12 protein-coding genes are annotated in these 12,065 nt (G+C 75.0%); 4 read left to right on the top strand and 8 right to left on the bottom strand.

Annotated elements, in window-relative coordinates:
- Positions 1 to 12 precede the first annotated feature (12 nt).
- The 8 genes from WMF29_RS10925 to WMF29_RS10890 all read right to left on the bottom strand — a co-directional run bounded on the left by WMF29_RS10925 (position 13) and on the right by WMF29_RS10890 (position 7,423).
- Entirely contained in the window at positions 13 to 489 is a 477-nt protein-coding gene (locus WMF29_RS10925) for a hypothetical protein (protein ID WP_437328779.1), read from the bottom strand.
- A 366-nt stretch (positions 490 to 855) separates the two neighbouring features.
- Positions 856 to 1,986, bottom strand: coding sequence for a hypothetical protein (locus WMF29_RS10920; RefSeq protein ID WP_437328778.1), 1,131 nt, complete (start codon positions 1,984 to 1,986; stop codon positions 856 to 858).
- Between the two features lie 137 nt (positions 1,987 to 2,123).
- Positions 2,124 to 2,498 (bottom strand): response regulator, encoded by a 375-nt coding sequence (locus WMF29_RS10915; RefSeq protein WP_012234686.1) that lies wholly within the window; start codon positions 2,496 to 2,498, stop codon positions 2,124 to 2,126.
- A gap of 55 nt (positions 2,499 to 2,553) precedes the next feature.
- Positions 2,554 to 3,996 carry a HAMP domain-containing sensor histidine kinase gene (locus WMF29_RS10910; protein WP_437328777.1) on the bottom strand — a complete coding sequence of 481 codons (1,443 nt, stop codon included), beginning with the start codon at positions 3,994 to 3,996 and terminating at the stop codon, positions 2,554 to 2,556.
- Complete coding sequence (locus tag WMF29_RS10905) at positions 3,993 to 4,679, bottom strand: response regulator transcription factor (protein ID WP_272101733.1); 687 nt, start codon at positions 4,677 to 4,679, stop codon at positions 3,993 to 3,995. Before WMF29_RS10905 ends, WMF29_RS10910 begins: the two co-directional genes overlap by 4 nt.
- A 58-nt stretch (positions 4,680 to 4,737) precedes the next feature.
- Positions 4,738 to 4,983 carry a hypothetical protein gene (locus WMF29_RS10900; protein WP_437328776.1) on the bottom strand — a complete coding sequence of 82 codons (246 nt, stop codon included), beginning with the start codon at positions 4,981 to 4,983 and terminating at the stop codon, positions 4,738 to 4,740.
- Between the two features lie 8 nt (positions 4,984 to 4,991).
- Complete coding sequence (locus WMF29_RS10895) at positions 4,992 to 5,534, bottom strand: Spy/CpxP family protein refolding chaperone (protein ID WP_272101731.1); 543 nt, start codon at positions 5,532 to 5,534, stop codon at positions 4,992 to 4,994.
- 293 nt (positions 5,535 to 5,827) lie between these two features.
- Positions 5,828 to 7,423, bottom strand: coding sequence for a hypothetical protein (locus WMF29_RS10890; RefSeq protein WP_437328775.1), 1,596 nt, complete (start codon positions 7,421 to 7,423; stop codon positions 5,828 to 5,830).
- 279 nt (positions 7,424 to 7,702) lie between these two features.
- On the opposite strand from WMF29_RS10890, the gene WMF29_RS10885 reads away from it, so the two are divergent.
- The 4 genes from WMF29_RS10885 (at position 7,703) to WMF29_RS10870 (ending at position 12,062) form a co-directional block, all read left to right on the top strand.
- A complete protein-coding gene (locus tag WMF29_RS10885; protein ID WP_437328774.1) occupies positions 7,703 to 8,224 on the top strand; it encodes a hypothetical protein in 522 nt (173 codons plus the stop codon).
- A complete protein-coding gene (locus tag WMF29_RS10880) occupies positions 8,221 to 9,795 on the top strand; it encodes a GMC family oxidoreductase N-terminal domain-containing protein (protein WP_437328773.1) in 1,575 nt (524 codons plus the stop codon). Before WMF29_RS10885 ends, WMF29_RS10880 begins: the two co-directional genes overlap by 4 nt.
- A 78-nt stretch (positions 9,796 to 9,873) precedes the next feature.
- Positions 9,874 to 10,956: a low-specificity L-threonine aldolase gene (gene ltaE / locus WMF29_RS10875; protein WP_437328772.1), complete on the top strand. Its 1,083-nt coding sequence runs from the start codon at positions 9,874 to 9,876 to the stop codon at positions 10,954 to 10,956.
- A complete protein-coding gene (locus WMF29_RS10870; RefSeq protein ID WP_437328771.1) occupies positions 10,953 to 12,062 on the top strand; it encodes a tetratricopeptide repeat protein in 1,110 nt (369 codons plus the stop codon). The genes ltaE and WMF29_RS10870 overlap by 4 nt, the downstream gene beginning before the upstream one ends.
- The last annotated feature ends 3 nt before the right edge of the window (positions 12,063 to 12,065 follow it).

Here is a 12,065-nt window from a genome sequence, read left to right as displayed (position 1 = left end):
CCGATACGGGAGCTAGGCCTTCGGCATCTCCCTGCGGTCGAGGTTCACCACGACGAACGCGCCGTAATTCAGGACCGTGAGCGAGTCCTCGTCCACGATGAGCACGCGGACGCACTGGGGCGGAGACGGCGCGAGCAGGTCGACGTACGGATCGAACGGCGCCTCGTCCGTGGGCGGCAGCACGGCGTGCAGGAACTCGTGGAGCCGCGCTCGATGGTCGACGATGACGCTCGCGCCCGGCGCCTCCGCGCTGCCCCGCGCGTCGATCCGGAACAACGCCCGGCGCGCGGCCGGGGACACGACGAGGATCGCCGCGTCCGTCACCTCGATCTCGCTGGACGTGCACAGCCGCTCCACGCGACGGCTCACGGCCTCCTCCACCGTCTGGAACAGCCGCAGCCGCCGGCGCTGTCCTTCCGTGAGGCCCGGCTCCTCGATGTAGGCCTCGAGGCTGCACCCGCGCATGTTCCGCTCGCACCCGTACGTCATGCGTCTGCACCGTGGCTCGGTCTGCTCACCCGTTCTGGCAGCCGGGTCGGACAGCCGTCACGCCTCCCCGCACGGGCGCTCATGCACGGGATTAGCCAACCCCCCCTGCACCGCGGCGCCGCTCCAGGGTTGGCCGTGGTTGCCATGGTTTCCATGGCTCGCGGGCAGCGACCGGGACGCACACCTGCGTCCTGGAAGGCGGCACGGCTGCGCGGCGGGAGATGCAGGCGCGAACGCCCGCACCTAAGTGCACAGCCGCCAGGGCGATGCGCTCACACCGCCCGATGCACGAGAGCCGCTCCGTGTGCCCCGGGCGGCAGGGCGTGGCGCTGGCGAGAGCTGCCGCCCTCGCCCAGCGGACCGGCGCTACGGCGCTGCCGGCGGTGCGAACTTCGCGGAGAGCTCCACCTGGGCCACGCTGCGCTGAGCGGCCTGCTGGGCGCTGGCGCCTGGCGGCACAAGCAATGCCTGGAGCCGCTGCGAGGCGTCGGCCACGCCTGGCGCGAAGCTCGACGGCGACCAGGTGAGCGTGCCCTTGCCCGAGGAGTCGAGCCGGTCGATGGTCATCGTGATCTCCCCGTTCGGGCCCGGCAGCTTGAGGTCGGCCCCTTCCGCGTACTGGCGCGTGTCCACGCTGAGCGAGACCGCGCCTCCCTCCACCTTCTCGATCTTGAAGACCCGGTACCGCAGCACCGGCAGCTGCGCGCCCGACGCCACCACGCGATCGGTGACCATCCAGTAGGCGCCTGCGCCGACGGGCTTGTCCGGGAGCGGCGGCGTGAGGAGCGCGATGGCCTCCCCGAGCGCGCCGATCAGCGGTTGGAGCCCTGGATCCGCGTCCTTGGAGAGCTCGAACTGGAGGTTGCCGACCACGTTCGCCGGCGAGAGCTCGTACCGCAGCGCGCTCCCCTTCAGCCTCGCGAGCGCGTCCGCGAGCTGCTTCGGCGGGCCGCCGACCGACATCGAGGCGAGCGTCGCCGACGCGATCTTCGCGATCACCTTCGTCGGAGCCGCGCTCGCCGCTGGCGCGGCCGCGCCCTCCTTGGGCGCGTCCGCCGGCTTCTCTGCCTTGAAGCTCACGCCGAGCTCCAGGTTCGGCAGCCCCTGCGGCCCGCCGAGGCGCAGCCCGAGCGTGATGTCGAGCTTCTGCTCGGATTTCGGGTCGGGCTTCGCGGCGAGCCTGGTCCGCGGCTCGCTGCCGTCGCTGATGACCTCGATCTTGTAGGGCACGTCCTTCGGGAGCGCGGCGGCCGCGTCGGACGCCGAGAACACGCCGCTCTCCGGCGGTCCATCCGCCGGGCCGCCCGCCGCTGGCCTCTGCTTCTCGGTGTTGCCCGACGCCGCCTCCGCGAGCTCCGCGCCGAGCTTGCCGCCGACGACGGGCAGCGCCGGGCCGGCATCGAGCGCGCCGGCGTCGGCGGCGACCTGCGCCTTGCTCTTTTCCCCCTCGCAGCCCGCGAGCCCCGAGAGGGCGACCGCCGCGAGCGTCGAAGCCATGACCCAGCGCCACCGAGTGTCCATGACGGCCGGGTGTAGTCAAAACGGGCGCCATCTTCCAGCGCTCCGTTACGTCGCGCGTCGCGCGTCGCGCATCGCGCCGGACGGACGGCTCCCGTCGAGGCGGGGCCGCCGCTTCAGGCGCGCCGCGCGGCCTTGAGCCCGCCGATGTGCTCCAGGAGCTCGAGGGGTCGGAACGGCTTGGCGTAGTAGGCGGTCGCGCCGAGCTTCAAGGCGCGGGCGCGCGCCTCGTGATCGTCGAGGGCGCTGATCACGATGATGGGGAGGCTGGAGGTGCCCGGGTGCGCGCGGAGGCGCTCGCAGACCTCGAAGCCATCCATGCTCCCGGGCAGCATCAGGTCGAGCAGCAGCACGTCGAAGGGCTCGGTCAGGGCGCGCTCCACCGCCTCGCGGCCGGTGCCCACGCCGATCACCTCGTGACCACTCGCTCCGACCAGCGCCTCGATCATGCGCCGGATCGCGTCCTGATCTTCGCAGAGGAGGATTCGCATGGTCGCGAGCACGGGGAGCGTTGCACCCGCCCCATCGCGCGGTCAAGCGGGAACGCTAGGCGCGGCGAGGGCGGGCGTCTGTGTCTGCTCGGTCTGCCACGTTTGCTCCGCCTGCGCCTGCTCCGGCTGCTTCCCTGTCGCGTCGCTGTGGGCGCGCGGCGCTGGTCGGCGGACGCAGCGCGAGCTCGATGCCGACGCGCGCCCCGCCGCCCTCGCGGCGCTCGGCGAACGCGCGGCCCCCGTGCGCCTCCGCGATGCGCTTGCACAGCGCCAGGCCGAGGCCGAGCGAGCCGCGCTCGGCGCCGCTCTCGCCGCCCGCCGCCCGCTCGCGCCGGAAGAACGGCTCGAAGATGCGCGTCTCCTCCCCCTCCGCGAACCCGGGCCCGCGGTCCTCGACCTCGAAGACGACGCTGCGCTGGCCGCCGGGACGGACCCTCAACCGCTCGGCCCCGCCGGCGTGCGCGCGCGCGTTCTCCAGCAAGTTGGCGAGGGCGCGCGCGAGCAGCGTCGCGTCCGCCTGGAACGCCGGCGTCCCCTCGACGACCTCCAGCAGCGTCGGATCCAGCCCGGCGCGCTCCAGGGCGCGGATCCCGGCCTCGGCCGGGTCGAGGCGGGTCACGGTGAGGGCCGCGAAATCGAGGCGCGAGCTGGCCAGGAGGTCGCCGACGAGCGCGTCGATCTCCATGACCTCGCGGTCGAGGTCGTCGAGCACGCAGGCGCTCGGTCCGTTGCCCTCGCGGGCCATCTCCGTCAGCAGGCGGATGCGGGCGAGCGGCGTGCGGAGCTCGTGCGACACGGCGGCGAGGAGCTCTCTCTGGTCGGCGAGCTGGCGCTCGATGCGCGCGGCCATGTCGTTGACCGCCTCGGCGACGATCCCGACCTCGCCCTGCTGCCCGTGGCAGTCGAGCCGGACGCGGCTCGACAGCTTGCCGGCGCCGATCTCGTGCGCGACGTGGGCAAGATCGACGAGCGGGCGGGCGAGGCGGCGCGCGATGAGGCCCGAGGCCCCCCACATGACGATGGCCACGGCGAGCAGCGGCAGGGCGAACCGGAGCGACCCGCCGGAGCGGCCGCGCGCGGGGCAGAGGAGCACGGAGCCGAGCGGCCCTGCTTCGTCGCGGACCGGGGAGACCAGGGTCTGCGCCCGGCAGGGCTGGCCATACCTCGCGAGCCGCCGCCCTGTCGCGTCGATGAGCTCCAGGTCGATCTCGAGATCCTCGGCGAACCCGCGGGCGAGGGCGTCGCGGGCCGCGGGATCGGCCCATACCCGCTCGAACTCGTGGGCCACGAACGACTGGGCGCGGGCGTGCTCGCGCCGCCAGCCGGAGTTGCCGACGCGATCGATGGCCCCCATCGTGGCGACCGCGGCGAGCGCGGTGACCAGGATGGTCGCGCCGAACCACATGAAGAGCCGGCGGTGCAGCCGCGCGCTCAGGAAGCGGCCGATCGAGACCTTGCGCCCGTTCTCGTAGAGCCAGGACCGGTACCGCCTCCTCACACGCGGTCCTTGGCGAGCACGTAGCCGACGCCGCGCACCGTCTTGATGAGCCTCGGCGACCTCGGGTCGTCGGACAGCTTCTGCCGCAGGTGCGAGATGTGCACGTCGACCGTCCGCCCGCCGACGTTGACGTCGCCGCGGCCGGCCTCCTCGAGGAGCGCCTCGCGGGCGACGACGCGGCCGGCGCGCCGCGCGAGGGCGACGAGGATGTCGAACTCGATGCCGGTGAGATCGGCGGGCTTGCCCGAGACGGTGACGACGCGGCCGGGCACGTCGATGGCGATGTCGCCGGCCACGATCCGCTCGCCGGCGGCGTCGGGCGTGGCCCGCCGGAGCACCGCGCGGAGGCGCGCGAGCAGCTCGCGCGGGCTGAACGGCTTCGCGATGTAGTCGTCGGCGCCGATCTCGAGGCCGACCACGCGATCGGCCTCGTCGCCGCGGGCGGTGAGCATGAGGATCGGCATCGAGCTCTTCTGCCGGATGCGGCGGACGACCTCGATGCCGTCCATGCCCGGCATCATCACGTCGAGCAGGACGGCGTCGAAGGTGCCCGCGGCGAGCGCCGCCAGGCCGCGCGCGCCGTCGCACGCGACGGTCACCGCGAACCCGTTCTGCTCGAGGTAGCTCGCGAGCAAGGCGTGGAGCCGTGTGTCGTCGTCGATGAGCAGGAGCCGCAGCGCCATGGAAGGATCCGGGGGGCAGGTGCGGCGGCGACCGGCCGCCGCTCACCCCTTGTATAGCTCAGGGACCCGCGCCGGTGTCGGGGTCGGCCGCCGCGGGCGCGTGGGCCGCGCGCGGGGCGCTCCGCGGGCAGGACGGGCAGGAGCGCTCGGCCTCCCGGGCGGCGTCCACGCAGATGGACGCGACGTGGCGCTGGAAGGCGTCGCGGCGGGCCTCCGCCCGGCAGCGCAGCGAGGAGAAGCCGGAGGCAAAGCCGGCGACGGTGCCGAGCGCGAGCAGCGCGATGGTGATCTGGCGTCGCATCATCGTCTCCTTCACGCCCACCGGCCGTGGGTCCTGTAGGGATCGTCGCCGCGCCACCCGGCCCTGCCGGACCACATGTCGCGGAACGCGGCCGGCCCGATCTCGATGAGATCGGCGAGCTGCTCGCGCTGGCGGTCCTCGAGCACGGCGTGGACCTTCGCGAGCGCGCCGACCGCGGCCTTGCGCAGCGACTCGATGGCCGTGTCATGGCGCGCGAAGAGCTCGCCGAGGCGCGTCTCGTCGAAGCTCGGGCTCCGCATCGCCGCAGCGACGTCCGCGCGCGTGCCGCGGATCTCGCTCCGCTGGGCCTCTGCGGCGGAGCGGAGCTCGTCGATGGCCGCGACGATCACCTTCTCCTGCGTCGGCGTGGTGCCGAGCCGATCGAAGAGGAAGGACAGGAAGAAGCGACGGCGGAAGCCGTGCCCCCCGAAGCCACGCCGCCCGAAGAAGCGCGGCCCAGCGCCCCAGGGCGCACCGCAGTCACCCCTGTAGCCGCGCTTCAGCGTCATGAAGAGGCCTATCAGACAGGCCGTTCCAACCACGAATCCGAACATGATGAGTACCCTCCGTGAGCGTCTCCGCCGTCGATCCGTGCACGGGGCATGTGCGCGCGGCTTCGGCTCGTCCGAACGCGGGCGCCGCCCCGGGCAGCAACGACCGGAGCCGCAGACGCGCGGCTCCGGGACACCTCGAAGCTGCGCAGCGCGTGTGAAGGATGTTCAGGAGCGTGTGTGAAGAAGCATGAAGATCGCCGCGGGGAGCGCGGCCCCATGACGGAGCGGCGCGCCCAGCGGGTGCGGAGCGGCGCGCCATCCACTCGCGGACGGCGCTTCGCGCTCCGGCGGCCCTACTTCACCGACTCGACGTCGCCGATGTCGTCGAGGTCGTCCTTGGATTTCCCGTCGCCCGAGGTCGCCCACGGATTCGTGCGCTCGCTCTCGGGTGCGCCGCCTTCTCCGCCGTCATCGTCTTCCTCCTCTTCGAGGTCGTCGAGCGACTCGACCTTGGCCCCGGCCGGCGAGGCGCCCGGCGCAGGCGGCGTCGATGCGCGCGGCGCCGGGGGCGCGGGCGGCGTCGATGCGCGCACCGCCGGGGGCGCGGGCGGCGTCGACGCGCGCACCGCCGGAGGGGGCGGCGTCGATGCGCGGGCCGACGAGGTGCCAGGGTCGCTCGGGAGCCTGCTGCGCGACGGCTCACCCCCCTGCAGCGACACCGACGCCGCGGCGGCGCCCGCAGCGGCGGGCGGCCTCGCGGCGATCGCGCTCGGCGGCGTGACGCTGCCGCCGGCCTTCGGCCCCGCGGGGGAGCCGGCCGGCGGGCTGCTCACCGATGCTGCGAGGCCTCCGGGCGGCGAGCCGGACGCCCCGGAGGGCGCGGCGCTCGCGGCCTTGCCGGCCTGACCCGCGTCGGGCGCGCCGCCGGGCGAGCCGGAGGCAGGCGCCGACACGGGCCCGCCGCCGGACGACACGGGGGCCGGCGCCGACACGGGCCCGCCGGACGTCGACACCGCCGGCTTCGACACGGGACCGCCGTTGGATGGGACGGGAGCGGAGGCCCCCGGCGCCGATGCGGACGCCGCGCCGCCCGGTGGCGCGGCAGCGGGCGCGCCGCCGCGGCCGGACGAGAGCTCCACCGGCGCCGCCGCCTTCGGCGCGGCGGCCCGCGGCCCATCGAAGCGCATCGCCTTCTGCGCGAGCTGCACCACGGGGAGGATGTCGCGCGGCGGGATGTTCGCGGCGATGACGTCCGGCCCGGCGATCGCGAGCTCACCGTCGGCGTGGAACGGCACGCCCGGGCGCTCGCGCTCCTGCTTGAGCCGCGCGTTGTCGATGGCGACGCGGATCTCGAGCGGGATGCGGGTCTGCCACAGCCGACCGTCGATCGCCGTGCGCACGTCCCACGGCGTCAGGATCGGCGTCCTGCCGATGCCCTCGAACGGGCTGCGATCCGCGAGCAGCGCCTTGAGCAGCCACGCGACGATCTCCTGGAGCTGCGGCGTGTCTTGATCCCACGGCGCCGAGTCCCGGAAGAACTGCCAGTAGCCGCCGGCCGGGCCGTACACAGCGAGATCGCGCGGATCGAACGCGTCCTCGAACGCGCGCGGGGTGATGTCGCCCTCGTCGATGACGGAGTCGATGAGCGCGCCCTGGAAATCGGGCGTCTTGCGGCGGGCGGCCTTGGGCGAGAGGCCGGTGAGGGACGTCGAGATCTGCTGGCGCACGTCGCTCCGCTCGCGGAACCAGCCCATCCGCTCGACCGCGCCGAACTGCTCGCGCAGCTTGACCGGCGTCCACCACGGCAGGTCGAGCTCGCGCAGCCGCGCGATCAGCTCGGCCACGAGCTGCAGCGCCGGCTCGCTCGCGAGGTGCACGCGCGCCTCTCTCCTCAGCGTCTCGTCGTCCTTGCTCTCGGGATCCCGGTGCTGCAGCGATCGCTCCGCCATCGTTCCTCCGTGCTCCCCCGGCCGCACTGCTCAATACCAGAACCGGATCCGCGGCGGACAGCCAGCCCACGCGCGTCCGCGAAGAGCGATCTACGCGCCGCGGCGCCGCGCTCGACGCGACACGGCGCGCGCCTTCAGCGGACCGTCAGGATGTCGTTCTGCAATGCCACGCGAACAACCCATCCGCGTGGCCGAGCCAAGCGCCCGGGATCACCCGACCACGCCGCGCGCCGCCTTGGGCCTCGGCGCTGCGTCGATCCGGGCTAGGCTCTCGCGGCCATGCACGAGGACGCGGGAAGGAGCGCGCCCGAGCGCGCCGCGCGAGGGGTCGAGCTGTGGGAGCGCGGCGGGCGCGGGCTCTCGCCGTGGGCGCGACGCGTCGCGTGGGCCGCCGCCGAGGCGATGCTCTGCGACGAGGACGAGCGCGGGGAGCTCGCCCCGCCGGGCGCCGAGGTGTGCGAGCGCGCGGTCGCTGCGCTGGATCTCTCGCTCGAGCAGGGCACCCCCGAGACCCGGCGCGCTTTCGGGCTGCTGGCCGTCTGCCTCGAGCTCTTGCCGCCCTTCGTGATCGGCGCCTTCGGCCGGATGAGCCGGCTCTCGCTCGGCCGGCGGCTCGCGTACCTGGAGGCGCTCGAGTCGAGCCGCTCCGGGCTCCTCGCGATGCTGCTCCTCGCCTTCAAGGTGCCGATGTGCATGGCCGCCTTCGAGGAGGGCGCGGAGCTCGCGCTGACGGGCTTCGACCGCGAGAGCACCGCGGCGCGGCGCAGGCTGCCCGGGCTCGGCGCCGGGGGCCGCGCGTGAACGGCGGCATCGCGTCGAGCGAGCCGATCGTCAGCGGGCGCGACCTGCCGGCGGGGTTCGACGAGCCGTGCGACGTCGTCGTGGTCGGCTCCGGCGCCGGCGGCGCGGTCGTCGCGGCGCTGCTCGCCGAGGCGGGGCGGCGCGTGATCGTGCTGGAGGAGGGCCCCTACGTTCGCCCTGACGACTACCAGCGCTGGAAGCCCAGCGAGTCGGTGCGGCGGCTGTTCCGCGAGGCCGGCCTGTTCACCGCGCTCGGCGTCGGCCAGACGCCGATGATCTCGCTCACCCTGGGGCGCGCCGTCGGCGGATCGTCGGTGGTGACCGGCGGGGTCTGCTTCCGCATCCCGGGCAGCGTCCACGCGCGATGGACGCGCGACCTCGGCCTCGACGAGCTCTCGGAGCGCGCCCTCGAGGCGGCGTACGAGAGCGTCGAGCAGCGGCTGGAGGTCCGCGAGGTCCCCGAGGCGCTGCGCTCCGCCTCGACGGCGCGGCTCGTCGAGGGCGCGAGGCGGCTCGGCATCCCGATGCGCCCGCTCCGCCGCAACACCGGCGGCGCGTGCGAGGGCAACGGCCGGTGCAACTTCACCTGCCCCGCCGGGGCGAAGCGCTCGGTCGACGTCGCCTATCTGCCGTCGGCGACCGCGCGAGGCGCGCGCGTGGTCGCCGACGCGCTGGTCGAGCGGATCGCCGTGAAGCGCGGGCGCGCCGTCGGCGTCGAGGGGAGGCTGCTCGGCGGCGAGCCCGGCGCCCCGCCGCGCCGCTTCCGGGTGCGCGCGAAGGCCGTGGTCGCCGCGTGCGGCACGCTGCACACGCCGCTGCTCCTCCGCGCGACGGGCGCGTTCGGGGCGAGCTCCGGGCTCGGCGACGGCGTGACGCTGCACCCCGCGGTGCGCGTGGTCGCGCGGTTCGACGACGCGCTGAACGGCTGGGACGGCGCGCTCCAGAGCGTCTACTCCGACCACTTCGACGCCGAGGGGATCAAGCTCGTCGGCGTCTACTCGGCGGTGAACGTGCTCGCGGCCGGCCTGCCCGGCGTCGGGCCCGCGCTGCGGCGGCGGGCCTCCGCGCTGTCGCGCTGCGCCGTCTTCGGCGCCATGATCCACGACGAGGGCGGCGGCCGCGTCCGCCCCGGCCCCGGCCGGGAGCCGCTCGTCTCTTACGCGATGGCGCCGCGGGACCTCGCGCGGCTCCGCCGTTCCATCACGATCCTCAGCGAGATGGCGCTCGCCGCCGGCGCGCGCGAGGTCTACACGGCGCTGCTCGGCGCGCCGCCGGTCACGTCGATGGACGCCGCGCGCGCGGCCGAGCGCGCTCCGATCGACGCGCGCCGCATCGAGTGCATGGCGTTCCACCCGCTCGGGAGCGCGCGGGTGGCGAACGATCCGCGGCGCGGGATCGTCGATCAGAGCGGCGAGTGCTTCGCGCTGCCGGGGCTCTTCGTCGCCGACGGCTCGATCCTCCCCACGAGCATCGGCGTGAACTCCCAGGTGCCGATCATGGCGATGGCGACGCGCATCGCGTGGCGGATGGCCGAGCGGTTCCCGCGGCTCGCGGCGGCGAGCCCCGCGTAGGGGGCGCGGCGCCGCGTAGCGGGCGCGGCGCCACGCGGTGCTACAACGTCGGCCGACGCCGACAGCCGAGGTTCCAGGATGCAAGCGACGATCGATCTCCGCTCCGACACCGTCACCCGACCGACCGCGGCCATGCGCGCCGCCATGGCCGCGGCCGAGGTCGGCGACGACGTGTACCGGGAGGACCCCACCGTGCGGGCGCTCGAGGAGCGCGTCGCGGAGCTCACGGGCAAGGAGGCCGCCCTGTTCGTGCCGAGCGGGACGATGGGCAACCAGATCGCGCTCCTCTGCCACACCCAGCGCGGCGACGAGGTGATCGCGGGCGAAGGCGCGCACTGCGCGTTCTACGAGAGCGGCGCCGCCCCCGCCTGGAGCGGCGTGCAGTTCGCCTTCGCCGGGCGCGGCGGCCTGTTCACGGCGGCCGACGTCGAGGACGCGATCAAGCCGCCGCAGTACTACCTCCCGCGCACGCGCCTCGTCGCGATCGAGAACACCCACAACCGCGCGGGCGGCCGGGTCTTTCCGCAGGAGGACGTGCTCGCCATCGCGTCGGTCGCGCGTGCGCACGGGCTCGCGCTGCACCTCGACGGGGCGCGCCTCTGGAATGCGGCGGTCGCCGCCGGCCGGACGCCCGCCGAGCTCGCCGCGCCGTTCGACACGGTGAGCGTCTGCTTCTCGAAGGGCCTCGGCGCGCCCGTCGGCTCCGCGCTGTGCGGCAGCGCCGACGTGGTCCGCGCCGCGCTGCGCTTCCGGAAGATGCTCGGCGGCGGCATGCGGCAGGCCGGCGTGCTCGCGGCCGCCGCCCTGTACGCGCTCGCGCACCACCAGGGCCGCATCGCCGAGGACCACGAGGCCGCGCGCGCCATCGCGCAGGCGATGCGCGCAGCGGCGCGCCACGCCGTGGCGCCCGCGACGATCGAGGAGCCCGAGACGAACATCCTCTACATCGAGACGCCCGGCATCCCGGCCGAGCGGCTCGTCGAGGCCGCGCGGCGGCGCGGCGTGCTCGTGGGGGCGACGGGCCGGAGCGCCGTCCGCGCCGTGACCCACCTCGATCTCGCGCCGGAGCAGGTCGCGCCCGCGGCGAGCGCCCTCGCCGAGGCGCTCGCCGAGGTGCTGGCGCAGCCGCGCGATCGCGGCGCCGAGGGCGCGCGCGCATGAGCCGCCGCCGCACGAACGCCCCCGCGCCGGCGCTCGCCCTCGCGATCGCCGCGCTGCTCGGCCCTGCGTGCGCGCCGGCGCGCGGCGACGCCTACCTCGCCGCGATGACCGCCGGCGAGCGCGCCTACCACGCGGGGCGCTACCGCGAGGCGGCCCGCTCGTTCGACGACGCCGCGTCGCAGGCGCTGCGCGTGAAGGACCGCGACGAGGCGCGCCTCATGCAGGCGCGCTCGTTCGAGCGAGAGGAGTCCTGGGGCGAGGCGCGCGCGTCGTACGAGCGGCTGCTCGCCGACTCGCCGCGCGGGCCGCGCTCGGAGCGCGCGGAGTTCGAGCTCGCCGATCTCGCGATCGAGCACGGCGACGCGGACGCGGGCTACGCGATGCTGCTGACGGCGACGCTGCGCCACCCGTCGCACGGGCTCGCGCGCAACGCGCTGAAGCGGCTCATCCGGCGCGAAGAGGAGCGCGCCGGCGCGGCGGGCGCGCTCGCGTGGCTGCGGCAGCGCGGCCCAGCGCTCCGCGGGACGGAGCTCGATCAGGACGTCGCCTACCACACCGCGCTCCTCCTGGAGCGGAGCGGCGATCGCGAGGCCGCGCTGCGCGCGCTCGTCGCCGCCGCGCGCGCGCACCCGTACCCCGTCGGCAGCTTGACGGACGACGCCCTGTTCCACGCGGCGGAGCTCGCCGCGTCCCTCGGGCGCCCCGAGGAGGCCATCGGCTACCTGAGGGAGATGCTCTCCGCGCGCGAGCCGGCCGTCACCGGCAGCTACGACCGCGGGAAGTTCGACGACGCGCAGCTCGAGATCGCGCGCCTCTACCGCGACGCGCTCGGCGATCGCGCGGCCGCGCGCCGCGAGCTGCACAAGCTCTATACGGACCACCCCGCGTCCATCCTGCGCGACGACGCGCTCTGGGCCGAGGCGAAGCTGTGGCGCGAGGATGGCCGGAGCAAGGAGGCGTGCGCCACCGCAGCCCGGATCGTCCGGGAGCTCCCAGAATCGCGCTACGCGCGCTGCGCGCACGCGGTATGTCCGTCGCTCCCGGCAGCGCCTCGCCCGTGCGCGGACTACATCCTCCGCGAGCTCGGCGAACAGAAGGACCCCTGACGC

This window comes from Sorangium sp. So ce381, from assembly GCF_051473845.1.
GTDB classification, from domain to species: Bacteria; Myxococcota_A; Polyangia; order Polyangiales; family Polyangiaceae; genus Sorangium; species Sorangium atrum.
This window is presented reverse-complemented; position numbering and strand designations above follow the sequence as displayed.